This window comes from Betaproteobacteria bacterium, assembly GCA_016709965.1.
GTDB lineage: Bacteria > Pseudomonadota > Gammaproteobacteria > Burkholderiales > Rhodocyclaceae > Azonexus > Azonexus amarohabitans.
Genome location: JADJLT010000001.1, coordinates 368,467 through 393,713 on the forward strand (window position 1 = coordinate 368,467; position 25,247 = coordinate 393,713).

Below are 25,247 nucleotides of genomic sequence, written 5' to 3' on the forward strand. Positions count from 1 at the left end.
GCAGGTCCTATGGAATGATGGGTTGGGCATCGCCTACACCCAGCCATGTTCAATGAATTCATCGACTGCATACACGCGGTTCTCAAGTGGGTGAGTGGCGACGGCAGACACAATCTTGGAAACACCATCCGCATATGGTGATGATCCGTAAACTCTGGTCTCGAGCAAGACACGACAGGTGCCGTCGTCAATGGCAATGGAATGCATAGCATGGCGGCCTAAGTGCTCTGGCGGAATGCGCAGTGCCTTCAATTGTTCCTCTCGATTCCGCACGGAAATTACGTCTTGGGCCGGAAGCCCCAACGATTGCGCAATCGCAACTGCGGTGCCCGGTGTAGACCGCTTTTCGGCCTGGTGGGATTCAGTCAGTTTGATGCGGTAGCCCTTGAACAGCCTTCCGCTATTCGCCAACATGTTCATGAACTTCAGCATGATAATGTTGGTGTTTGGGCACAGGACAACAGGGAATGTAGGCGGATCACTTTCGATCTTCGATCCGGTGGCAAGCTCAACCAGAACTGAATTGGTTTCCCTGCAATAGGCAATCACATCGTCAAGCTCTCTGCCGGAGCCTGCGTGAACAACGACTGAACGACCTTGCACCGATGGTGGACTTGACCAACTGCGAACGGTGAAAGGGGCGGAAAGCGAAAGCCCTTTAAGCAACTCCGAAGCCAACTTTCCCGAACCAACTATTAGCACCTGCATTGTTCTTTATACCTTGAGACGTGACGGATCATAAGATGCGCAACAGTTATTCAACGGACCCACCGGTCCGCATATGCAATGATAGTACGGACCGGCGAAAAGTCGGTATGCCGACGGCAAGAAGGTACTGGTGCATGGCAGCTATGGAGCAGTTTCTTGAAGGACCTCTCCTGGCCGGCTCAGGGCAGCGAGGGCGTCAATTTGATCGCCGAATACCGGCCACTCAGTCCGATCACCGGTACCCAATCCACAGAAATTGAAACGTAACCCTGACCGGCGGCTCATGGCCGATTGGGTGAGTTCGACCTGGCGCCCGAAAGCAGTCGCTCACCAAAACCACAGATCTGGCAATGTCCGCTTTGGGGAATGGGCCTGACAGCGTACTCCCGGCCACAACCCGCCGTTCAGGATTTTTCTCAATTGCGGCCATTCATTTTCCCGCCCGCTCGGGAGCGGTCATTGCCCCAAAGGCGCTCAGATTTTCAGTTTGACTGGTTCTGGTCATAGTTGATCAGGGTGTCAACTTTCATGTCGGCAATAACTTTGCTCCCCAAGATGACGCTTGTGGTTGGAACAAAAATGCAACTCGTGCCCTATGAAATTCACCATTTTCAATTGGGCAATCCAACCTCCAGTATCAGCATCCGATCAGCGTCAGCGGCATGCGCCACTTTCCCGAGATTGCCCGTTCCCACGTCATCGGCGTTAATCGTTGCGAGCGGCCATGGATGGGTGCCGCCGGGCGCTCGCTGCCAAACCTTACTAAACTGGGGCATCGAATCCGGTTCCTTGGGGATATTGGCCTCCCACACTTCAAGCACCTTCAGCTTGGCAGCTTCCATCCAGTAAGGCAGCAGCTTCCGCGAAATGGGAATCTCCAGATCCGTGCCCTCGTCGGCACGCGCCCATTCGGCGGGAAAATCGGTACGGCAGCTGAGCACGACGGGGAAGCGCAGTGGCTCCGGAAGCGAACTCGCGAGCAGCAGTTTCGCTATCCCCGCGGACGCCGCGACCCGCAACGGGTCGCCACCATCACGCGCCGTGTAACGGATGCTTAGCACCACATCAGAGATGGTCGAGTAGTCGAATTGGGGATACTCGCCGGGAAGCTCAAGCCGCCACCTGCTGATGACGCCGCTGCCTTCAAACGGAAGGAATCGTTCATCGCGCAACTGGGTCTCGAACAGTCCGCTATCGTTGCTGCCGGTGCTGGTAACAATGGCTTCCGTCGCGCCAAAATAATCGGTAAATCGATCGTCATCGGCGGGCTGTCCATCGTTTTCCGTCAGATGGAGATACCGGTTCTGCTCCTTCAAACTGCTCACGTGCCGAACGTGGCTTTCCAACAGAGTGAGTTTGCAGTTGATGCTCGTATAAGGACCAACCACGCTGGGGATGCTCACACTCACAGACTTGATCCTGCGCAGATAATGCCCGGGGGTATCGAGGTCAAACAACCACTCCGGAATTACAAATTCACACCTATTTTGCTTTTGGTCTTCCTCGGTCTGGGTAATCCGCAGATTCACAAGTGCTTCTGGATTCAATCTCCTCAGTGATATGTGTTTGGTCAGTTCAAATTCGCGGCGGTTCTGGTCCAGATAGGCCACTTCCAGACGCTTGAGATCCTGATGCAGGCGCTCACCGGCCAGCAGGCCATCTCGCAGCGAATCCCAGTATGCGTTGCCCAAGATGTTCAAGGGCTTGACCCCCAGCTCACGCGAGGCCGCGCGCTCGGCTTTACGCGCCATGTCCAGCGCCATGCGGTAGGCATTGAAATACAGCTTGGAAAGCTCGGTTTTCATCCACTCATAGAGTTGCTCATTGGAGAACTTGCTGCGCATCACCTCATCAACCGCCTTGGCCTGCTCGATCTGTTCAATGTGGTTGTTGAGTTCCTTTGCTGTGATATCGATGCGGATTTGATTGGCGAGTATCTGCTTGTCGATCTGCTGCAGTTCCTTGAGCGTTTGGTTGCTTTGAAAAGCCCATTCGTCGCGACGTCGGATGTGACCAGCCATCATGCCTTGTTGCTCAGCATAACCGCGCCATCCTTGAGAAACGGTCGAAAACGCCTCGCCCAATGCACCAGAAGCTTGTCCCAAAAAATTTAGTGTCTTGGAAGCATTTGTTAGCTCATCAGCCGTTTTAGCAGGTGCAATCAGCGCTGCAGCGGCGTGACACCCTCCACCAGTTACCTTGGCTATGCCGGCTGCCATTGACCAGGTACTTGCACCTTCAAAGCCAGTATATTGCTCATTCTCTTCCTTGATTAACCCCCAGTTTGAATGTTTACTCGCTAACCCAGAATCGACATTCCCGAGCATCGACTCCTCACCCGCGCTCTTGCCCTCTTCTGGAACCTTGATGTCTTTCTTGCCGAGCAAGTGCTGGTATTGGTTATAACGCGACTCGATAGTCTTTCTGCTGCCACGCAATGACTCGATATTTCGCTCCGCTTCGGTGATTTGCAGCTTGCGAACGTCTTTCACCAATTTGAGCAGGTTGATCTCGTTTGAAGATCGCAATTGCGCCAGATGTTCCGCATCGCGCTTCTCAATGGCCGACAACATCGCCGCACCCAAGGCTTTTGCTTCATTGGTCAGTTCAGCAGCCCGAGCGGACAGAATGCCGTATCGATAGTGCGGCGGCGGCGCATAAAGACCGGCGATCACTTCGCCCAAATCCAGCCCAGCTGCGGTTGCACGGATAAGCAGTTCCGGGTCTATCGGCGCATCTGTAAAGGGCAAGCTGCGTGTGATGCCTTCAATATTGCGGCAGTTGCGAATATTGCTGAGCCGCGCATCGACCGTATTCCAGTATGACAAAATCTTGTCGTTGAACGGCATGCAGAAATACAGCATGCCATCTGGGTTCGGCTGGTTTATATTATCTTTTGGCCGCCAGGCTGTTTTTAGGTTGCTGGTTCCTTGGGCACCGACGTCGATCCAGAAGTTTGCAAAATCATCCCACTTGTCGATCTTCTCGTCGTAGGTGTACGCCTCGCGATTCGCTTTTCCTTGGTGCAGTTGCGGTCGGCGGCCCAGTATCCTTTCGGCGAGCACATACAGCATGGTTGCCTCATTGATGGATTCACGAGTATCGCGCCGGTACAGGCTATCGGCCCAGGCAATCAGATTGTCGAGATAGGCGAAGAGCGTCCGCCACAAGAACGCGATGCGCCGACGGCGCGCGATGAGGAACGGACGAAATGGCGCATCGCGCCAGCGGTCAATCAACTTTTGTACGTCCTTCAACTGTTTTACGTCGTCTTCGGAACCCGGATCATCAAACCCACCGGCTACCTGCGCGAGTAACGTCAAATCGTCGATCACCTGCTTGTTCAAGTCCAGGTCCTTGAACACCTGGAACTTCAGGAAACGCTTGGCATCAGAGCCCGTTTCACTGCTGGTGGGATCAAACACATAGCGCAGCCAGCGTTCTGCATCTTCAAATTTGTGCTGTTTGGACAACTGATCGGCGATTAGTAACGGGGCATGAAAGAAAACTTCCCAGTTGTAACAGGCGTAAGGCATCCGCGAGTCAAATGCCAACTTCCCTAACTTGACCTGACCGTATTCCTCCGAATCAACAGGGGATCCACCTCCAAGATCAAGTGCGCCGAATTTGTCTAATTGGCTGTCTAGATCAGCCCATGTTTCCTTATTCGTCGCCCAACGCAACTTCCTTTGTATTGCTGATTGATATGAGTCTGGAAAGGCTCTCAACCCAGCGTCTGTCGCACCAGGTAAGGCCCCGATATCCATGAAAAGTCTTGATGATCCTTCCTTGAAATACAATACTCGCGTCATTTCTGACGTACCCGCCGTGTACGATGACCGCCTTCGTACTTCAGGTTGATCCACGTACGGCACTTTATATTTATTCGCGAACTCTTGGCAGCAATTGCGAGCACGAATTCTTCCCATGCAGAAGTCCGGTTAATCGTGATCAAGTTTTTAGATTTGAAGTCCCCAAGGAATTCACGGATAAGGGAATCTTGGTAAGGCCATGTTGGCTGCGCTATCAGCGCTGCTCTGACCCCGTTAAAATGCTCGTTAACTTTCGTAACGGCGTCGAAATTGAAGTACTCCACATGACGGCCTTGATCGATGAGCGTCTTGTTATCCGTAAATATATCCAAGTAATCCCACCAAGCCCCTGATCCCAATTCGAAATCACGGGCTGGTGGTTTATACTTCTCCCTCAATGCATAAATTCGTAAAGTACCTTTATAGTCGTCCGGAAGATTTTCTGGGTTGGTGAGGATCAGATCTGCCAACTTATCAGCCCCATCATCCCCATAAAATTCCGGGCCCAGAACAAAAGTTGGTTGTGGGTCTGGTAGATCAGGTGCTGCTGGTACTGACGTTATATTCTCGGCAACCTTTGACTGATAATAGATCGCTATCCTAGGATGTAAGTCGACAGGTGATGGCTCATAGCGCAGAGCAAATCCAATACTGTTGTCAGAGAAAGATTCGACATCTACAGTCCTCTTGTCACGTGACAGAACTTGCTTCTTCCACGCATTTCCGCTGTATCTTGCCCAAGCTAACTGTATCTGCCATTGATCAGGACTACCGTTGGTTCCAGTTTTTCGCTGAATTACTGGCCAAGCGATGTACAGCTCTTCATTCAGCACAAAGGGTAAGACGTGATCTCCTTCGAGATCCAATTCAATCCGCTGCCACGGCTTCCACTCCATAAATCCACTACAAAAATCTACACACTGACGCCAGTAGTAGTTGTAAGGTGGATTGGCGGATCGCCCGACCACATAGAGATCGCGAATCAGATCATGTACATGCTCAAACATGCCCAACACATGGGTTTGCCCGATTTGCGCGACATCGTCCAAAAAAGCGCTGAAGGCATTTTGCGCAAGGTCTTGCGTCAGTTCACCTTGCCCCAACGCCGATTCAAGCTGCTTGAAGCTTGATGATTTGTCGTCACGCAGTTCCGGGAACAGCCAGTTTTCCGGGAACAGGAACACTTTGCGATTGGCTTCCCACACGCGGTAGTTGCGCATCCAGGTCCAGCGCTGCTTGATTATTGGATCAGCAGTGATCCCACGCTCGATGCCGAACAGGATGTGCTGCACAAACAATTGCACGGCGGTGATGGCCTCCAATATGGGCCTAGTGTCAAAGCACGGCTCCATTTGAGGATCAATCAGGAAGTGTTCGTACAATGCTTTCGCATCGCTCCATTTATCCGAGTTATTGCGACCGACGACCTGTGCCACGTGATAGGCCACCAGCTTGTCGCGCCGCTGCCGGCGCAATGAGTCGTCGATTTTCTGCAATGAGGTCTTCAAGACTTCGCCCGCCAGCTTTGATTCGAGCAACAATCTCGCCGTATCGGCTGCAAGCGCGTTGTCGGCTTGGTCGAGCAGCAGGGCAATCTGTGTTGCGTCGGCGCCCAACTGCTTGGCTAACAGCAGCCATTCGAAGGCGAGGCGCAACTTGCCAGGATTGCGCAGATCGAGTGTTGTAATTGCATTGGACTGCGCTGAAATGGCTTGCGCCATTAATTCCTTCGTCAGCGTTTCGGGCGTTTCCGAGATATCCACGCGCGCTGTCAGCGGTCGCAAGGTATCTGGAGAAACCTGTGCACCTGGAGCAACCAAACGTTTTAATAATTCACCGAGGGCCGGGCGTGAGAGTTGCTCCGGCTGTTGCAGCCACAACAGATCGAGCAATGCCTGCCATTGGGGGTTTTGCCATGCGCTGCTGCCTGCCACAGGTGCTGCACACAGCATGTCGCACCAGTTGATCCCCGGCCCCGATCCCACAACAACCCTGTCTGCAATCTGCATTAGCTCGTTGTCTATGGCCAATGCGGCGCTCAGGGCTTTCAACCGATAAAGGCGATCGATCCAATCATGGAGCTCAGAAAAGTTACCTTCGACACGGGGGGCTGTGGTGCCAGCCCAAAAACTCGACTCCAAAAAAGCAACGGACGCGAGTTCATTCGAATTGCCTTGGGGAGGGTTAAGCATCAGCCGCGAGCCAAGCAGCGGGATGACTTCTGGTTCAGCCAGGCCGCACTGCTCGGCGATTACGGTTAGCAATTCGCGCTCACGCCGCCTGGTCGCAATGTGATTCAACAGTAACGTGAATCGCTTTGTCGCGTCGCGGTTGCTTTGCCCAATGATTTCCATTGCCTGGTCGACCGTCAGCAACGGCAACCATTCACCTAATTTTCGAGAGGCTCTGGTCGCGTCGTTACCGCGCAGAATCGGCAACACATCAAGATGCTCGCCTATTGCCGCCCCTGCATCTTGAATGGCCTTAACCAATTTTGCGACGACAACTTGGTCATAAATGTCATTCAACGCTTTGACAGCCTGTGCTTCCAGGCTAACGTCTGGCTTGACAGCAACCACGGATCGCAAGCGTTGCTGGACCAATCCAAGCAGGGTTTCAATCTGTTCGTTAGTTTTGATAGACGGCGGCAGTTCATAGGCCACCTCATTCCATCGAGCTCTCGTCAGCAGGGCTTGCGACGCCTGTTCCACCGATAACCCGATTTCACGCAGACGTTTGGCAGCGTTACAAAGACCTTCCAGGGCGAGCCAGTATCTGGATTGTTTAGTAGGTGGATAGCCAGTGAGTTCTTTCAATAGTTTGAATTGCAGCAGTGAAAGCCCCAGTGCCGTTCGCACGCGAGTTTCTGAAAGTGGAATTTCAAGCAGCGTGTCGAGGGCAAGGCCATGGTCTTTGTGGAGCCGCATGATGATCGTCAATTTGACGAGAACCTCGGCCCGAGCCTGTACGGCCAGATCTTGGTCGGCTATAGGTGCGCAGCATGTGGTCGGTGGGTACCTGCACGCTGTGCCAGCTGTCTTCGGGAGACTTGGGCGATCCGAGGTGCTGGTCGCTCTCGCGGCCGGTGGCCTCGATCAGCCGGTACAGCGCGTCATAGGTGTAGTCGCAATGGGGCTCGACCTGCTGGTTGCTGAACCAGAGGGTTTGCTGCGCGTCGTCGCGGATGTGGGTGATATTGCCGGCGGGGTCGTAGGTGTAGTGCAGGCTTTGCAGGGTTTGCGTCCGGCTCGGGCGCGTGGTTAGCAGGCTGGTAAGGCGAAAATTTTTCGGGTCGTAGGTGTAGGTGGTGGCTGTGCCGTTTCCCAGCACCAAGCTCAGCTTCTGGCCTTTGGCGTCGTGGGTGACCGCCTGGATGGCCCGGGCTCGCGTGCCGGTGCTGCGGTCGTAGCCGTCGGCTGTCTTCGTTGCGCCGATGACAATCTCTTCGCTTGCTAGTCCGCCACGCTGGTTGTACCTGGGCTCGTACACCGCTACCGGTCTGCCCGGTCGGTGCCAGTTGTAGAGACGGGTCATGCGGCCGAGCGCGTCATGCTCGGTGAGTTGCGTGTAGTGCACGCCTTCCAACCGGGCGTCGTTGCCAGCGATGGGTGTGGACCAGTCCACCACCGAAGCGGTGGCGTCGCTCACCAGCGTACGCCGCACGGCCTGAACGTTGCCGCTGAAATCGCGCCCGAGGGTCTGCACACGGCCGCTGCTGTCTGCATGCGAAGTAGCTTGCGCGTTGAGATTGGCCGTGTCGGCGGCCACCGCGTCCTGGTAGTCGAAGCGCTCGATCTGCACCCGCCCTTGCGCGGTGAAGTCTTGGCCCGAACCGCTAGGCCGGCTCCAGATGCGAATCGATTGCGTCACCGGCCGATGCAGGGCATCGTAGTCGGTGGCGTAGAGGCGATGCTCCTGGTGGAAAGCGCCGGCGTCATCTTGCCGCTCGTTGTAGTCCCACGCGAGCATGGGCTTGCCGGCGGCGTCGATCAGCATCCAGCGGTCGCCGGCATCCATGCTGTGCTGGTAGAGCAGGTTGCCGGCGATGTCGTAGCACTGTCAATCAGCGTCCAATAGTTTCCAGTTGTCAGCGTCCAAATTTTCCCAGTTGCTCAGTCTGATTTGACTGATTTTTTCCGCTGTTTGAAGCGGTAGGAATCGTTGCCGGTTTCGAGGATTTCGCAGTGATGCGTGATGCGGTCAAGCAAGGCCGTGGTCATTTTTGGATCGCCGAACACGGTCACCCATTCACCGAATGACAGGTTGGTTGTGATGATCAGCGAGGTCTTCTCATAGAGCTGGCTGATCAGATGAAACAGCAGCGCCCCACCCGACACCGGGAACGGCAAATAGCCAAGCTCATCGAGAATGACCGCATCAAACAGCACCAACTGTTTGGCCAAGGTGCCGCTCTTTCCCAGTAGTTTTTCCCGCTCGAGTTGGTTTACCAGATCCACCGCATTGAAGAAACGCACCCGTTTTCGCTGATGGATGGCTGCAACACCGAGCGCAGTTGCCAGGTGGGTCTTCCCCGTCCCTGTGCCACCGACCAGAATCAGGTTGTGGGCGCTCTCCATGAAGGTGGCAGTCGCCAGTTGCTCAATCTGCGCCTGCGGCAGTGGCGTCTCTGTCCAGTCGATGCCCGTGAGATCGCGATGAATCGGGAAGCGTGCTGCTTTCATCTGGTAGCGCAGGCTGCGTACTTGCCGATCCGCCTGTTCAGCGTCAATCAAGCGATCCAGCCAGGCTTCCGGCTGCATCGGCCGGCGTGTGCCTTCTGCCAGCAACTCGGACCACGCGGCTGCCATGCCGTAGAGGTGCAGGGATTTCAGTTGGGCCAGTCGGTCAATGGACATACTGGCCTCCGCGCAGACGGTCATAACGACTGCAATCAGCCTGCGGTTCGACCTGCAAACGCAGTTGTTCCGGCAAACTGATCGCCTTGGGCTGCGGTGGCGCGGTCAGCCGCCTCAGTTCATTCATGACGACGGCCGCGGTAATCACGCCGCCATCCAGTGTCAATTCGCACGCCACTTGCAGGGCTTCCAGCCCGACTTCGCGAGCAGCCAGTAGCAGTTCTACAAAGGCCCGATCACCTTTCGGCTGCTTCAGCACACGATCTCGCACCAACTGAATCGGCACCGGCAAATCCCAGCCGATAAATGGGGCACCATTACGCAGCGACCCCGGCTTCTTCTCAAGTACCGGCAGGTAATGCCAGGGTCGCAGATCAGTTGATCACGCCCGAATCGCCGTTCATGGTCGGCAATGACTTTGCTCTCCGCAACGATCCGTACCTTGTCGGCGTATAAACGCACCGAGACTACCTTGCCAGCAAAGTCGGCCCGGCACGCTGTAGCGATTTCGTTCGACGCGGACCAGGCAGGTGCTGGAAACGCGCATCATCTGTTCGACGTAGCCATCGAAGGTGCTGGTGATAGCCCGCAGGCTGGGGCCTTCCTGAAGAAAGCAGTCAGCAATGGTGCGGGTCGTTTCGACCGGATGCTTGCGTTCCGCCAATTCCCGGCAGCGGGTGGCCAGCCAGTCGTTCAGCGCTGCAAAGCTCTCGAAGCGGGCTTTCGGCGTGAATAGCGAAAGGCTCCAACCAAGGCCGAAGGGGCCATTGCCGGCGCCCGAGTCGTAAGACAAAGCTAGTTGTGGGCCGAAGCCGCCGCGCCCTGGACTGGTCGCGATAGGAACGCTCATCGACCCGGTGCCGGTGACCGGATTGGCGGCGAACTTTTCGCCGATACCGCGAATGGCGCCACCGCCCTTGGGCAGGGAAATCGAAGGCGCCATTACCCGGAACGTATCCCTCTGTGCTCCATCACTCGCTTGAGCTTGCTGCTGCATCGTGTTGCCCCTCCCTGTACTCATCGCCAGTTAGTGGAACATTGCTTCTGCAAATTCTTACCTGCTGATTTTTGGCTACCGCGGCAGGGCACACCCGCGGACCTCAGGAAAGACGATGTCACCATACTACATGCATACACTAATGCGAAATAAATGTTCGCTTCCTTGATTGTTTTCATTGCATGCGAAGTGATGTATCTCACCAGCTCTGGGAAAATAGAAACTCAGAGACCGCTCTTTCGGCTGTAGAAATCCGTTCAGACGCCAGTCAGTTTTCCAGAAGCAAACAGCTACGAAGCATGCTTCGCGAATGCCGAATGCCGAATGCCGAATGCCGAATGCCGAATGCCGAATGCCGAACGCCGAACGCCGAACGCCGAGCAACTGCAGCGTTCAGTTTTCAATGGTCGCCCGACCGCCGACGGGAAATGTCGGGTTAGCCCGAAACCTGTCAGTGCCCTGGCCTTCGGGCCGAGCCCCACCGCTAAAACCAGCCGCACGCCTCGCAATACACGAACAGTGGCCCAGACACGACTTCTGATTCACGGTGCGGCCAATGGCCGGACCTGAAACCTGTCGTTCAAGCGTGAAACTGGAATCGCGGATCGCGAACGACTGCTCTTGCTTTTCGTAATCAACCGACGAATGGCGGCTTCCATTTCTTGCCACTGACTCCTTAGGGCACAAAGGGTGAGTAGCGGAAATCGAAAAGCTGCCGCTCAAATTCGCCATGCCTGAGCTTTCCCGCCGGACGTACTTGACCGACGGCTAACCAACATTGAGCTGCCGCTCAATCGGCTCACGCCCAATGACCGCTGAGGCCGAGGTGCCGTCGCCAGACCCGCCTTGTCAAAGGTCCTCTCGGTGATGGACAGCTGTCAATCAGATCCTATATGTCATGCAACGAGGAATGTTTCTAGCGGCCTATTTCCTGATAGCGAAATCCCCCTCTCAAGTCCGCCATTCCCACGAGACACCACAACCTCGGCGACCTATCCTCCAGTCATGTGCTCGTAAGAGCAATACGCCGCCACAGAACTGGGGAAAGCCGCATGATCACCGCCACATCAGCGACACGTCAGTATCACCTCTCACCTCCCTCGGATGAGAATAAAGCTCACGATGTCATCGAGACTCGCTTGTGGCTCGAGGAGCACGACTGGCTCTACCTCTACCTGCCGATCGTCGCCATCTGGAGCCTGGCCTATGAATGCCCTTCGTCGCGCCAGTAGTTTGCCGCCAGATCTTTCGATGAAGTGCCATCACTTGGTAACAGACTTTCGCCCCTCCCAAGGGATCGCCCGCTTTTTCCGATGCCGGCCAGTGCCCCGCCAATGGGCGCCGCGAAAAGTGCGCCAATGCCCATCATCACAAGGCGGGTTCCCCAATCGCTATTCATAACGGAGATACAACCGATCAGCGCACCCAGTCCAATGAATCCAATAAAAATGAGTTTTCTCATCTCAGCCTCCTGAATTCAGAGTACCTCTGGTGGCACTGGTTGCAAGCCTATGGCGACCTATCCAGCTAACATTTCCACTACCAAGAGAAGGCATCGAAAATGCATCTCATATGGAACTATCTTTTTCTAAGAAGCAATACCGTTCTTGGTCGAAAGCAAATGTGTAAAGCGGATACTTTGACTGCTGAACATGAAACCAATCAACAAACAGAACTCGATACACCCCCCTTTGCTCGGTAAAAATGAACTTGTTCTGCTATCTTGAAGACTCATTCACGTGTGCAATCTTGGTCAAGTTTGTCGTACTATAGAGTCCATCAACAGAAGGAGTTTTGCTTTGAAGTCCGCACACGTGGGTTCATACAACGGGTACGCCTTGTCCAAGAAGGATCGGCAAGAGGCTTTTGTTGTCCGTGCAGCAGACCAGCGCTTGTCTCAGGAGCAAGCGATTGACCAAGCTCGTCTTATCCCAAAGAGTGTCGTTTCGCAGTTCAAGGTGGTTCGCTGGGTTAGATAGCCCGCTTGCTGCATGCAGACTAGCAGCCCCTCGGATTTAGGCTGGTTTCTCCACCAGACCTTGACCTCCTCTTCACAGCACTATCCCGGTTACCCAACCCAGGCTCCGTAATACTCATCGGAGGCCAGTCACTCTCGTTCTGGGTGGATTACTTCGACATCCCTATGCCGAGGTTGGAATCCTTGTATCTGACACAAGATGCAGACTTTCTTGGCACACATCGAGATGCTGAGTTGTTGGCCAAGGAACTGGGAGCTGAGATTAGGCTTGCCACTATGGACGACAATACCTCGAACTTGGCGACATTGCTCTATCAAGGCGTTGAGGGAAAGAAGCTGCTGATCGACATTCTGAGCGTAGTCATCGGCCTCGACGAGTCGGAAGTAAAGAAACGCGCCATCATGATAGAAGGTCGGGGGCAACAACTTCATATCCTTCATCCATTACTCTGCTTGAAAAGCCGTATCGAAAATCTGAGGACGTTGCCAAGCAAGCGTAACGGCAATGGAATTTCACAAGCTCAGGTTGCCGTTGAGGTCGCTCGGAAGTACATCGGAGCCCTACTTTCTCAACCCACAGATCGGGATGCCATCAACGCCGTACACCAGATCAAGGATATGGCCTGGAGCCGCGCAGGTCTTTTCGTTTTCAAAGAGTATGGAATTGACCTTCTTCGTGCAGTCGAACTAGAAAAATTTCACTCCGTTCCTTTCAGGGAAAAGGACTGGCCGAATATTCTTCGGTGGATAACCGATAGACGAAATCGCTCTGGTCGTACGGCTCTTCGCCTCGAAGCTATGGCCCTCGCAAAGAAGCACCAAGGGTAGATAGGCCGCTCAACGGGACTCTGTGTCCGAAAATTGTGGATCTTATTCGGACATGGAAAAGCCCCCTGCCGATGCATTTGCCACTGCAAGGCAGCTAAAAAGCTACGTGCTCCTACCTGTGCGCAATGGCACCGATTTGGCACCACCAGCAACCCATTCATCAACCATATCGGCCCAATTTTGCAGCATTTCTCTGCGCTGAGCAGCGTACTCAGCCTTGTTATAGACGGCGCGTACGCCTCGCTGCTCGTGCGCCAAGCACTTCTCGATCCAGTCGGTATTAAAACCGGCCTCATGCAACAGTGTCGAAGCTGTCCGGCGTAGGTCATGGACGCAGAAGTGTGGTAGATCAAGGCCCTCCTTTTGTGCCTTCTCGACTACCGCAGTAATCACACGATTGAGCGTTGCATCGCTCATCGGTTTATCCGTCTCATATCGACCGGGGGAGCAGGTATGGGCTACTGCCGGCACAAGTCTTGAGCCCTACGAGCAAATCAAGGGCTTGTTGGCTCAAATAGACGACGTGCGGGCGACGAGCCTTCATGCGCTCGGCCGGAACCGTCCAGGTGGCTGCCTCGAAATCAACTTCCTTCCAGGTCGCCTGCAACAATTCACCCTTGCGACACATGGTTAGCAGGACCAACTTGATTCCGAGTTTAAGTGTGGGCAAAGTCCCGACGGTATCGAGTACGAAAAAAACGTCTGTATCTCCCCGGCGTCAAAGCCCGCTCACGCGGCTTGAATGTAGCAATGGCTGAAGCCTTGACACTCTCGGCTGGGTTTTCAATCTTGAGGCCGCGGGACATGGCGTGACGGTGACTTGCTGGATGATTTCGCGGGCGTGTACCGCCGTGGCCGGCGCCCCACGTTCTTTGATCTTCTCGCACAGAGCTAGCACTTGGCTTGGCGTAATTTCTTCCAGCTTGCGTTTGCCTAACTTAGGCAACACGTCGCGATCAAGGATGCTCTTACGCATCGCTGCTGTACTGTCTGCCAAACCGGCGTCGCGCAACCAGATTTCGGCAAAGGTCTGAAAAGTTCCCGATTCCCGAAGCCCCTTTTACCGTCAGCCTTATCACGTGCCGGTGACTCACCACGGCTGACAGCATTCTTGGCCCGCATCAGCAGTTCGCGGGCATCGGCCAGCGAGTGGATCCCCGTACTTGATGGTCTCGGGATCACGCTTGGGCCGGCTGGCTTGGAACTCGTCGTACTGGCCCAGGGTAAGAGTTTCGCGCCGACTGGCTAAACGGTAGTCATAACGGAAGGCGATGACCCCCTTTGGCCACACCACCACATACATGCCGTCACGATCTGCAACCTTATAGATCTTTTCCTGTGGCTTGAGGTTCTTGAGCTTCGCATCAGTCAGTGCCATTGCGTTCACCTCCATTACTCACGTCTACCGTCAGATCATCAAGACGGTGAACAGTTCACGGTTCTATATACCAATAATTCTACCGTCACATCTACCGACAAAAATGATGGGATGTCTAGATACTACATGAGACGATATAAAAGAAAAGACCCTTGTTTTATAAAGGGTCTTTATCAGAAATGAACCGCTATGGGACAGTGTGAAACGCTATCGAATCATTCCCACTCGATGGTCGCTGGCGGTTTGCCCGAAACATCATATACAACGCGGTTAAGGCCACGAACCTCATTGATGATCCGGTTCGAAACGCGACCGAGCAACTCGTACGGCAGGTGTGCCCAATGGGCCGTCATGAAATCGCTGGTAACCACGGCACGCAAGGCAACCACATTTTCATAGGTACGACCATCACCCATCACGCCGACGCTCTTGACCGGCAGGAAGACAGCAAAGGCCTGACTGGTCAGGTCGTACCAACTTTTGCCAACGTCTGAATCAGTACACAATCCCGCCAAAGCATCGCGCTCGGTCGCATGGGTGGCACGTAGCTCATCGATAAATATCGCGTCTGCGCGCTGCAGCAGGCTGGCCGATTCGCGCTTGACCTCGCCGAGAATCCGTACGCCAAGCCCTGGGCCGGGGAACGGGTGACGATAGACCATTTCACGCGGCAGTCCAAGCGAAACGCCGAGTTCGCGGACTTCATCCTTGAACAGCTCACGCAACGGCTCAAGCAGCTGGAGATGCATATCTTCGGGCAAGCCGCCGACGTTGTGGTGGCTCTTGATCGTGTGGGCGCCCTTCTTGCCCTTGCCAGCCGATTCGATCACGTCCGGGTAAATGGTGCCCTGGGCCAACCACTTGGCAGCGCTCAGTTTCTTCGATTCGGCTTGGAAGACCTCGACGAACTCCTTGCCGATGATCTTGCGCTTTTGCTCCGGATCCGAAATGCCAGCCAGTTTCCCCATGAACTCGTCGACGGCATCGACACGAATGACCTTGACACCAAGATTGCGAGCAAACATCTCCATGACCATGTCGCCTTCGTTCAGGCGCAAGAGGCCGTGATCGACGAAGACGCAGGTCAGTTGGTCACCAATGGCCTTATGGATCAGCGCCGCAGCAACACTGGAATCGACACCACCTGACAGGCCGAGAATGACTTCCTCATCACCGACCTGACGCTGAATGGCATCGACTGCTTCAGCGATGTAGTCGCCCATCACCCAGTCGGTGCCGCAGCCACAGATGCCATGCACGAAGCGTTCGAGAATGGCGCGACCCTGTTGAGTATGGGTGACCTCAGGATGGAATTGCACCGCATAGAACTTGCGACCTTCGTCAGCCATCGCAGCGATCGGACAGGAGGCGGTCGACGCCATCTTAATGAAGCCCTGTGGCAATTCCATCACCGAATCACCATGGCTCATCCATACCTTCAGCATGCCGTGGCCTTCCGGGCTGAAGAAATCGGCGATATCGTTCAACAGGGCAGTATGGCCATGAGCACGAACTTCGGAATAGCCGAACTCGCGCGCCTTGCCGGCTGCTTCGGCGGTCATCACCTTGCCGCCCAGCTGTTGCGCCATGGTCTGCATGCCGTAGCAAATACCCAGCACCGGAACACCAAGCTGGAAGACTACCTCCGGAGCGCGCGGCGTATCGCCATCGGTGACCGAATTTGGGCCGCCGGACAGGATAATCCCCTTGGCTCCATAGTTACGGATGAATTCTTCGGAAACATCGTAAGGATGAATTTCGCAGAACACCTTGGCTTCGCGGACGCGTCGGGCGATCAGCTGGGTAACCTGGGAGCCGAAATCGAGAATCAGGATTTTCTGGTGGGCCATTATTCAAAACCTTGAATGAAAAAGGCGGCTACCGGAGCCGCCCTGTGGAGCACTGAATAAATCAGTCGAGGTGGTAGTTCGGCGCTTCCTTGGTGATCTGCACGTCGTGGACGTGAGACTCGCGGATCCCAGCCGAGGTGATTTCGACAAAACAGGCATTGTCGTGCATGTGATTGATTGACGGACTGCCAAGGTAGCCCATCGATGAACGCAGACCGCCCATCAGCTGATGAATGACGGCAAGCACAGAGCCCTTGTACGGAACGCGACCCTCAATACCTTCCGGTACGAATTTGTCGACATTCGACGTATTTTCCTGGAAATAGCGGTCCGACGAACCAGCTTGCATCGCGCCCAGCGAACCCATGCCACGGTAGGACTTGTAGGAACGGCCCTGGAACAGTTCAACCTCTCCCGGAGCCTCTTCTGTACCAGCAAACAGGCCGCCCAGCATGACCGTATCGGCACCCGCTGCAATAGCCTTGGCGATGTCGCCGGAATAGCGAATGCCGCCGTCGGCAATCATCGGTACGCCAGTCCCCTTGAGCGAATCAGAGACATTCTGGATGGCAGTGATTTGTGGCACACCCACGCCAGCGACGATACGCGTCGTACAAATGGAGCCGGGGCCGATACCGACCTTGACGCCATCAGCACCCATGTCGACGAGGGCTCGCGCCGCATCTGCGGTCGCAATATTGCCGCCAATGACTTCAATTTGCGGAAAGTTTTTCTTGACCCACTGAACCCGGTCGAGCACGCCCTGCGAGTGACCATGGGCGGTATCGACGACAATCACGTCAACACCCGCTTCAGCCAGCAACTCGACACGCTCTTCGGTACCAGCACCAACGCCAACCGCAGCACCGGCACGCAAGCGCCCGGAAGAATCCTTGTTAGCCAGCGGATGCTCGGTGGACTTCAGGATGTCCTTGACCGTGATCAGGCCGCGCATATGCCATTCGTCATCGATCACCAGCACACGCTCCAGACGATGCTTGCGGATAAGCTCCTTGGCATCCTCGACGCTGGCGCCCTCCTTGACCGTCACCAAACGCTTGCGCGGCGTCATGATGGCCTTGACCGGTTGATCAAGATTGGTCTCGAAACGCAAATCGCGATTGGTGACGATACCAACCACCTTGCCAGCCCGGTCGATCACCGGCAGGCCGGAAATCTTGTATTGACGCGTGATTTCGATGACATCACGCACCGTCATCAACGGAGAAACAGTGATCGGATCTTTCAGGATACCGGATTCAAAACGCTTCACCTTGGCCACTTCGGCCGCTTGCGCTTTGGGTGACAAGTTCTTGTGGATGATACCAATCCCGCCTTCCTGTGCCATCGCAATGGCGAGGCGACCTTCCGTCACGGTATCCATCGCAGCGGAAAGCAGGGGCAGGTTCAAAGTGATATTTCTGGTAAGCCGTGTTGCCAAGCTTACGTCGCGCGGGAGGATCTGGGAATGCGCGGGGACGAGCAGCACGTCGTCAAATGTCAGGGCTTTTTGCAGCAGTCGCATGGCCTTTAGCCTTTAATCCAAGGTCACAAAATCGTATTATACAGAAAAGCCACGGAAACCCAGATGACCATGAAACCCGTTTTCATTTTTGCCATTATTTTCGCGTCGACCGCAGCAATCACCCCGAGCTACGGCGAAACCTTCCAATGGAAGGACACTAACGGCCAAACCGTTGTTTCCGACGTTCCGCCACCGGCTACCGTCAAAGGACGGCGATCAATCGGCGGCGCAAAGCCAATCGTCGTCTCGGATGCGGTAGTCGACAAGGCGGCCGACGCACCGAAAGATGCCGAAGCCCCAAAAAACATGGCTGAAAAGAATCTGGACTTCAAGAAACGTCAGCAGGAGGCCAAGGAAAAAGCCGAGAAGCAGGCTAAGGAACAGGCAAACGAATCGGAAAAGCGAGAGAATTGCCAGCGAGCCCAACGCAATCTCGCGACACTGGAGTCAAACCAGCCCGTCACCCTTTACGATGACAAGGGGCAACGCAAGTATATGGATACCGCTCAACGCGATCAGGAGATGGAGCGCGCCCGAAAATTCATGGCTGAATCCTGCAAATAAGTAACAGGATCGTCCAGAATCAACCCTCGGCGTCGGATTCCCCCGCGCCTTTTTTCATGACTTTGCCTTCGGCTGCGCGTTGCTTGCGAACCTCTTTTGGGTCAGCGATCAAGGGACGGTAGATCTCGATGCGATCCTGGTTCCGCAACAGGGAATCGAGCTTGGAAAGTTTGTTCCAGATACCAAACTTGTTTTTCTTGATATCAATTTCAGGAAATTTGGCCAACAATCCGGAAGCCTCAAGTGCCTGCTGAAGGTTCGCCCCTTCGGGCAATGTTAAACGAACAACCTCCTGCTTTGTCGCCAACGCATAACAGACATCGACATTGATCATCTCAGCCATGGCTGACTCCGTAAATCTGCGTGGCGCGACGCACGAAAGCATCGACAAACGTATTGGCGATGTGACTAAATACCGGGCCAATGATTTTTTCGAACAATTTGCTGGAAAATTCGTACTGCAATTGAAACTCGATCTTGCACGCATTTTCAGCCAACGCCTTGAAGCGCCATGACCCTTCTAGCCGGCGAAAAGGCCCATCAACCAGCCGAATCCTCATCAAACGAGGAGACTCCTTGTCGTTTTCAGTGGTAAAGCTGGATTTCACCGCGTGGTAGTTGATATGCAGCGTCGCCACCGTCTTTGTGGCATCGCGAAACTTTAACTCGGTGTGACTGCACCATGGCAGGAACGCCGGATAATCCTCACAGCGATCAACCAGTTCGAACATGCGTTTGGCAGATTGCTCAATCAAGACGGTTTTTTCAACAAGGGCCATGCAGCGTCAGCAATTTCTGTTTCCTGTAGAATTGCAATTTTAAAGGAACGTCCGGCAGCATGAGCATTACGGTCAACAAAAAAGCCTTTCACGACTATTTTGTCGAAGAAAAGTACGAGGCTGGCATTGCGCTCGAAGGCTGGGAGGTCAAAGCCATTCGCGCCGGACGGATGAATATCAAGGAATCCTACGTCATCATCAAAAGTGGCGAGATTTACTTGATCGGGATGCACATCAGCCCGTTGGCAACTGCCTCAACGCACAATCAGCACGACCCGATTCGTACGCGCAAGCTGCTGCTTCACGCCAACGAAATCGGCAAGTTGATCGGCAAGGTTGAACGGGCCGGTTATACCCTGGTGCCGATTGATTTGCACTTCGTGCGTGGTCGCATCAAGCTTGAAATCGGCCTTGCCAAAGGCAAGAAACAACACGACAAGCGTGCCGACGCACTCGACAAAGACTCAAAACGCGAAGCACAACGTGCCATGAAAGAGCGACTGCATTAATCGGCTGCGAAGCCGGAAGCAGAAAAAACTGCGGCACGAACTGAAGGACAGAAAGCAAAAAACCCCCGAAAAATCGGGGGTCTTTTTGAAATTGGCGGAGTGGACGGGACTCGAACCCGCGACCCCCGGCGTGACAGGCCGGTATTCTAACCAACTGAACTACCACTCCATTCAAGACATCCCGAACCTGCCGGGCTGCAGTGAGCGGCGAATATTACCATGGGTCTGTGGTTCCGGGTGGCTGGGTGCGACTACAATTTGGCACTTTTACTGCTTAATCGTGAACCATGATCGATAACGGTACGCTCAATTATTGCTGGTCACAGGCCATGGTCGCCGGCTTTGTTGCGGCGGGAATCACCGATGCGATCATTTCGCCCGGTTCGCGCTCCACGCCACTAGCCTTAGCCATGCTGCGGCAAACGCGGCTTCGCTGCCATGTTGTGATCGACGAACGCAGCGCAGCATTTTTCGCACAGGGGATTGCCAAAGCCAGCCATCGCCCAACGCTATTGCTCGCGACTTCCGGCACGGCACCCGCCAACTGGCTGCCAGCCGTGATTGAGGCCAGCCAATCCGGTATTCCGTTGATTCTCCTTTCAGCTGACCGCCCACCAGAGCTTCAGGATTGCGGCGCCAATCAAACCATAGATCAGCTCAACCTGTTTGGCGTATACGTTCGTGCCAGCCATGCCCTAGGAACGCCAGAGCAAGGATTCGACCCCGACTATCTGCACCGTCTCGCAGCACGCGCTTGCGCCAAGGCAAGTTGGCCCCATCCCGGCCCGGTACATATCAATCAGCCGTTCCGCGAACCCTTGATTCCGGAAACAACGCCACCTATCCCCGACATTCCAGAAAAAATCGGCGTTTCTCCCCCTGAACAATTGCCTGCAGTCGAGGATATTCGCGATTTGTCCCAACGCATCAGCGGGCGGCCCGGCATCATTGTCTGCGGTGAAATGCCGACAACCGATGCAGAGCGCAACGCCATAGCGATATTGGCAGATCGACTGAACTGCCCGATTCTGGCCGAGCCATTGTCAGGTATGCGCTTCGGCAAGCATGACCGTTCACATGTTTTTGTCCGATATAACGCCTGGCTCGCCACTCAAGGCATTGCCGATCAGCCCCCAGAGTGGATATTACGCTTCGGTGCCTTTCCTGTTACCCGTCACCTGCAAAACTTCATCGCCGGCATCAGTTCGACGCATGCACTGGCTGAAGCATGGCCACGCTGGACCGATCCGGGGCATCGGATCACTCATCTGCTTCGCGCCAACCTCCTTGAGCTCTGTGCCGCTCTGCTCTCGGAAAATATGACGCCAGCGCCCAACGGGTGGCTGCATCAATTCATCCAGAAAGAAGAAATCGAAGCCGAGAAAGCAGAGTCCAACCATATCGGCGTTTTGCTGGATGTACTGCCCGACCAAACCGCATTATTCGTCGGCAACTCGTTGGCGATACGACAACTGGACAATCATTCCGGCCACGCCGGCAAAGTCATCCACATTTATGGAAACCGAGGGGCCAGTGGCATTGATGGCAACATATCGACCGCTATGGGCATCGCCTCAGTACACGGTACTGCAGTCGCCCTCATCGGCGATCTAAGCTGCCAGCACGACCTCGGCGGTTTGGCGCTCGCACAGGGGCGCAACGTGGTAATTGTCGTGGTCAACAACGCCGGTGGCGGCATTTTCGATCACCTGCCCCAACGTAACCTGCCTGAATTCGAGCAAGGCTGGCGCACACCCCAACAGATCAGTTTCGAACATGCAGCGCTGACTTTTTACCTCGGCTATTGCCGCGCCGAATCCCATGATGAATTCCGAAACAAGCTAACCGCTGCAATTCAAACTGGCGGTCCGCATCTCATCGAACTAAAGCTGCCCTGAGGGGTTGCAGGTAAAATCAGGCCCCATGAACACATCGAACAACATGCTCGATCCAAGTTTGGCCTCCCCTTTGGGCAAAGCCACCGAATACCAGAGCCACTACACCCCAGAGTTGCTCTACCCTATTCCGCGCCAACTCAAGCGCAGCGAACTTGGCATTGCCGACGGTGCCCTGCCTTTCGTCGGTGAAGATTTGTGGAATGCCTATGAACTCTCCTGGCTCAATCCAAAGGGCAAACCGGTTGTTGCCGTTGGCACTTTCCGCTTTCCCGTTGATAGCCCGAACCTGATCGAATCAAAGTCATTCAAGCTCTACCTGAACTCCTTCAATCAAACCCGCTTTGATAGCCTCGAGGCAGTTGAAGTAGCTCTGGTAAGCGACCTCTCTGCAGCCGCTGGCAAATTGATCAGCGTTACCCTCGAACCACTTTCTACACACCCCAAAGCCATCATCGGCATACCGTCCGGTGTTCTTCTGGACGACCTAGATATCGATTGCGATTGCTACCAACCAGCCCCGCAGTTTTTGACGGCCGATACCGGCCGGGTTGTGGAAGAAACACTGTTCTCCCATTTACTCAAATCGAATTGTCTCGTCACTGGCCAACCCGATTGGGCCATGGTTGTCATTCGTTATCGTGGCCATGTCATCGACCGGGCAGGATTGCTGCGCTATATCGTTTCATTCCGCAATCACAACGAATTCCACGAGCAATGCGTTGAACGAATTTTTGTCGACATCCGAAAGCATTGTTCACCAGAAGCACTGTCTGTCTACGCCCGTTACACACGCCGGGGTGGACTCGATATCAACCCGTTCCGCAGCACCGGCGAATACGCCACACCCGATAACACTCGGGAAATTCGGCAGTAATCCTCGCTCGCCAACCAAAGCAAACAACACCAAACTCATGGTTAAAGACGCCGCACCCGACCTTGCCAAGCACACGCCGATGATGAAGCAGTATATGGCACTCAAGGCTGGTCATCCGAATACGCTGCTCTTCTACCGGATGGGCGATTTCTACGAACTGTTTCACGAAGATGCGGAAAAGGCGGCGCGCCTGCTCGATATCACACTAACCACGCGCGGCCAGTCGGCCGGGGTGCCGATCAAGATGTGTGGCATCCCTTTCCATTCGCTGGAGCCGTACCTCGCCCGTTTGGTCAAACAGGGCGAATCAGCAGTGATTTGCGAGCAAATTGGCGATCCGGCCACCAGCAAGGGGCCGGTCGAGCGCGCCGTGGCGCGCATTGTCACACCCGGTACGCTGACCGATGCAGCGCTGATTGACGACAAGCAGGACATTTGGCTACTGGCCGTTACCACGCTGCGCAATACCGCCGGGCTGGCTCGCCTGAATCTCGCCAGTGGCGAATTTATATTGCTCGAAGTACCCGCCGATCAGATTTCATCCACCCTGGAACGCATTCGCCCGGCAGAAATTCTCTACCCGGAAAGCTGGACACCCAATTTCGCTCTGGATGTTGCCCGCACTCGTCAGCCGGACTGGTATTTCGAATTCGACTCGGCTCGCCGCCTGCTTTGCGACCAATTCGAAGTGGCTTCGCTGGCCGGCTTCGGCGCTGAAGGGCTGAAACCGGCCATCGCCGCCGCCGGCGCCCTGCTGCAATACGCGCAGGCGACGCAGGCCGGGAGATTGACGCATTTGCGCGGATTGACCGTGGAACTTGAAGGCGCCTACCTAGGCCTCGACCTCGCTACACGACGCAACCTGGAACTGACGGAAACCCTGCGCGGCCAGCCGTCGCCAACGCTGTTTTCTTTGCTCGACAATTGCGTCACCAGCATGGGGTCGCGCCTGTTGCGCCACAGCTTGCACCATCCGCTGCGCGACCGTGATATCCCGGCGGCTCGCCATGGCGCCGTCGAATTTTTGCTCGATGATTACGGCCATATCGCTGGCGAAATCCGCCGAGGCCTGCGCGGCATTGCCGACATTGAACGTATTGCCGGCCGCATTGCCTTGCGCAATGCACGGCCGCGCGACCTCGCCAGCCTGCGCGAATCGCTGGCCCGACTTGATGGCCTGCGGGCGCCATTGGGCAGCACCGTCTCACCGCTGGTCATCCAACTGTTTGCCAATCTCGACACGCCACACGCCACGCTAGATCTTCTGGTTCGCTCAATAGGCGCCGAACCAGCCGCCCAGATTCGCGATGGTGGCGTCATTGCGCCCGGCTATGATGCTGATCTTGACGAGTATCGCTCGCTGAACGACAACTGCGGCACTTACCTGGTCGACATGGAAGCCCGCGAACGTGAACGCTCGGGCATCAACAGCCTGAAGGTCGAGTACAACAAGGTGCATGGCTTTTACATTGAGGTCACGCACGCCAACACCGACAAAATCCCGGAAGACTACCGCCGCCGGCAAACACTGAAGAATGCCGAACGCTACATCACGCCGGAGTTGAAAGCCTTCGAGGACAAGGCATTGTCAGCGCAAGAGCGTGCGCTAGCTCGCGAAAAGCTGCTTTATGAAGCGATTCTCGACGAACTGATGCCAGCGGTACCCATCCTGCAAACCATCGCCCGCGCTATCGCCCACCTCGACTTGCTGGCCGGCTTCGCCGAAACAGCCCTGAAGCGAAACTGGTGCAAGCCCGAATTTGCCGCAGAAATCGGGTTGACCGTGGAAGGTGGCCGCCACCCGGTGGTGGAAGGCGAACTCACCAACAACGCCGAAACTTTCATCGCCAATGACTGCCTGCTGGCCGAAAGCCGCCGATTGCTGCTGATCACCGGCCCTAACATGGGCGGAAAATCAACTTACATGCGGCAGGTCGCGCTAATTGCCTTGCTAGCCCATATCGGCTGTTACGTTCCCGCCGATCGCTGCGTCCTCGGCCCACTCGACCGTATTTTCACCCGCATTGGCGCCTCCGATGACCTTGCCTCTGGTCGCTCGACCTTCATGGTCGAAATGACCGAAGCTGCCGCCATCCTGCATCACGCCACCGCCAACAGTCTGGTTCTGATGGACGAAATCGGACGCGGAACGTCGACGTTCGACGGCATGGCCCTGGCCTTTGCCATCCTCCGTCACCTGATCGACAAGAACCGCTGCCTGACGCTGTTTGCCACGCACTATTTCGAGATGACCCGGCTATCGCACGAATACACCGAACTAGCCAACGTCCATCTCGGCGCGGTCGAGCACAATGACCGCATCGTCTTCATGCACGCTGTCGAGGAAGGCCCGGCCAACCAGAGCTACGGCATTCAGGTAGCAGCATTGGCCGGCATACCCACAGCCGTGGTGCGCGCCGCACGCAAGCAACTGCGTGAATTTGAACAGCGCGCCACGGTCGATCCGCTGCAACCTGATCTTTTCGCCCAAAGCGAACCAGAACCTGCCGAACCCGAACCCCACCCGGCACTTGATCAACTCGCTGCCATTGATCCAGACAGCCTGACGCCCCGCGAGGCACTCGATGCGCTTTACGCGCTGAAAGGTTTGCTGCGGTGAATGCCAAGCGGCACAGTGCTGCGGTCAACTGGAAATTTTGCCTGAAAATCATATTTTCATTAGCGTTTGCC

Annotated in this window: 19 protein-coding genes, 1 tRNA gene and 1 pseudogene; 7 read left to right on the plus strand and 14 right to left on the minus strand. The window is 55.2% G+C overall.

Features of this window, described 5'->3' with window-relative positions; translation table 11 throughout:
- Positions 1–33: 33 nt before the first annotated feature.
- The 7 genes from IPJ12_01850 to IPJ12_01880 all read right to left on the minus strand — a co-directional run bounded on the left by IPJ12_01850 (position 34) and on the right by IPJ12_01880 (position 10,319).
- Positions 34–708, minus strand: coding sequence for a dihydrodipicolinate reductase (locus tag IPJ12_01850; GenBank protein MBK7645941.1), 675 nt, complete (start codon positions 706–708; stop codon positions 34–36).
- 611 nt (positions 709–1,319) lie between these two features.
- A complete protein-coding gene (locus IPJ12_01855; GenBank protein MBK7645942.1) occupies positions 1,320–4,475 on the minus strand; it encodes a hypothetical protein in 3,156 nt (1,051 codons plus the stop codon).
- Between the two features lie 41 nt (positions 4,476–4,516).
- Positions 4,517–7,459 carry a hypothetical protein gene (locus IPJ12_01860; GenBank protein MBK7645943.1) on the minus strand — a complete coding sequence of 981 codons (2,943 nt, stop codon included), beginning with the start codon at positions 7,457–7,459 and terminating at the stop codon, positions 4,517–4,519.
- Entirely contained in the window at positions 7,401–8,537 is a 1,137-nt protein-coding gene (locus IPJ12_01865) for a hypothetical protein (protein ID MBK7645944.1), read from the minus strand. The genes IPJ12_01860 and IPJ12_01865 overlap by 59 nt, the downstream gene beginning before the upstream one ends.
- Positions 8,538–8,632: 95 nt before the next feature.
- Positions 8,633–9,376: an ATP-binding protein gene (locus tag IPJ12_01870; GenBank protein MBK7645945.1), complete on the minus strand. Its 744-nt coding sequence runs from the start codon at positions 9,374–9,376 to the stop codon at positions 8,633–8,635.
- Positions 9,366–9,662, minus strand: coding sequence for a hypothetical protein (locus IPJ12_01875; protein MBK7645946.1), 297 nt, complete (start codon positions 9,660–9,662; stop codon positions 9,366–9,368). The genes IPJ12_01870 and IPJ12_01875 overlap by 11 nt, the downstream gene beginning before the upstream one ends.
- A gap of 114 nt (positions 9,663–9,776) precedes the next feature.
- Positions 9,777–10,319, minus strand: a complete 543-nt coding sequence (locus IPJ12_01880) for a hypothetical protein (GenBank protein MBK7645947.1) — start codon at positions 10,317–10,319, stop codon at positions 9,777–9,779.
- 1,106 nt (positions 10,320–11,425) lie between these two features.
- Between IPJ12_01880 and IPJ12_01885 the strand changes: the two genes are divergently transcribed.
- Positions 11,426–11,605, plus strand: coding sequence for a hypothetical protein (locus IPJ12_01885; GenBank protein MBK7645948.1), 180 nt, complete (start codon positions 11,426–11,428; stop codon positions 11,603–11,605).
- On the opposite strand, the gene IPJ12_01890 is transcribed toward IPJ12_01885, so the two are convergent.
- Positions 11,578–11,835 (minus strand): hypothetical protein, encoded by a 258-nt coding sequence (locus IPJ12_01890; protein ID MBK7645949.1) that lies wholly within the window; start codon positions 11,833–11,835, stop codon positions 11,578–11,580. The genes IPJ12_01885 and IPJ12_01890 overlap by 28 nt on opposite strands.
- 792 nt (positions 11,836–12,627) lie before the next feature.
- On the opposite strand from IPJ12_01890, the gene IPJ12_01895 reads away from it, so the two are divergent.
- Positions 12,628–13,179, plus strand: coding sequence for a hypothetical protein (locus IPJ12_01895; protein ID MBK7645950.1), 552 nt, complete (start codon positions 12,628–12,630; stop codon positions 13,177–13,179).
- A 102-nt stretch (positions 13,180–13,281) separates the two neighbouring features.
- Here IPJ12_01895 and IPJ12_01900 read toward each other — a convergent pair.
- The 3 genes and pseudogenes from IPJ12_01900 to guaB all read right to left on the minus strand — a co-directional run bounded on the left by IPJ12_01900 (position 13,282) and on the right by guaB (position 17,932).
- A pseudogene (locus IPJ12_01900) lies at positions 13,282–14,557 on the minus strand (tyrosine-type recombinase/integrase).
- Positions 14,558–14,772: 215 nt separating this feature from the next.
- Positions 14,773–16,407, minus strand: a complete 1,635-nt coding sequence (guaA, locus tag IPJ12_01905; GenBank protein MBK7645951.1) for a glutamine-hydrolyzing GMP synthase — start codon at positions 16,405–16,407, stop codon at positions 14,773–14,775.
- Positions 16,408–16,468: 61 nt separating this feature from the next.
- Positions 16,469–17,932, minus strand: coding sequence for an IMP dehydrogenase (gene guaB, locus IPJ12_01910; GenBank protein ID MBK7645952.1), 1,464 nt, complete (start codon positions 17,930–17,932; stop codon positions 16,469–16,471).
- 63 nt (positions 17,933–17,995) lie between these two features.
- Between guaB and IPJ12_01915 the strand changes: the two genes are divergently transcribed.
- Positions 17,996–18,496 (plus strand): DUF4124 domain-containing protein, encoded by a 501-nt coding sequence (locus IPJ12_01915; protein MBK7645953.1) that lies wholly within the window; start codon positions 17,996–17,998, stop codon positions 18,494–18,496.
- A gap of 19 nt (positions 18,497–18,515) precedes the next feature.
- Here the strand turns inward: IPJ12_01915 and IPJ12_01920 are convergent, their stop codons facing one another.
- The gene (locus IPJ12_01920) at positions 18,516–18,839 is read right to left on the minus strand and encodes an RnfH family protein (GenBank protein MBK7645954.1); all 324 of its coding nucleotides are present in this window, start codon (positions 18,837–18,839) and stop codon (positions 18,516–18,518) included.
- Positions 18,832–19,275, minus strand: coding sequence for a type II toxin-antitoxin system RatA family toxin (locus IPJ12_01925; GenBank protein MBK7645955.1), 444 nt, complete (start codon positions 19,273–19,275; stop codon positions 18,832–18,834). Before IPJ12_01925 ends, IPJ12_01920 begins: the two co-directional genes overlap by 8 nt.
- Positions 19,276–19,334: 59 nt before the next feature.
- Between IPJ12_01925 and smpB the strand changes: the two genes are divergently transcribed.
- Complete coding sequence (gene smpB, locus IPJ12_01930; GenBank protein ID MBK7645956.1) at positions 19,335–19,784, plus strand: SsrA-binding protein SmpB; 450 nt, start codon at positions 19,335–19,337, stop codon at positions 19,782–19,784.
- Between the two features lie 92 nt (positions 19,785–19,876).
- Here the strand turns inward: smpB and IPJ12_01935 are convergent.
- Positions 19,877–19,953, minus strand: a tRNA-Asp gene (locus IPJ12_01935).
- Positions 19,954–20,071: 118 nt separating this feature from the next.
- On the opposite strand from IPJ12_01935, the gene menD reads away from it, so the two are divergent.
- The 3 genes from menD to mutS are packed head-to-tail and all read left to right on the plus strand — an operon-like array spanning position 20,072 to position 25,176.
- Positions 20,072–21,682 (plus strand): 2-succinyl-5-enolpyruvyl-6-hydroxy-3-cyclohexene-1-carboxylic-acid synthase, encoded by a 1,611-nt coding sequence (gene menD, locus IPJ12_01940; GenBank protein ID MBK7645957.1) that lies wholly within the window; start codon positions 20,072–20,074, stop codon positions 21,680–21,682.
- A gap of 25 nt (positions 21,683–21,707) precedes the next feature.
- On the plus strand, positions 21,708–22,556 hold the full coding sequence (gene queF, locus IPJ12_01945) for an NADPH-dependent 7-cyano-7-deazaguanine reductase QueF (GenBank protein MBK7645958.1): 849 nt from the start codon (positions 21,708–21,710) through the stop codon (positions 22,554–22,556).
- 37 nt (positions 22,557–22,593) lie between these two features.
- Positions 22,594–25,176: a DNA mismatch repair protein MutS gene (gene mutS / locus IPJ12_01950; GenBank protein ID MBK7645959.1), complete on the plus strand. Its 2,583-nt coding sequence runs from the start codon at positions 22,594–22,596 to the stop codon at positions 25,174–25,176.
- Positions 25,177–25,247 lie beyond the last annotated feature (71 nt).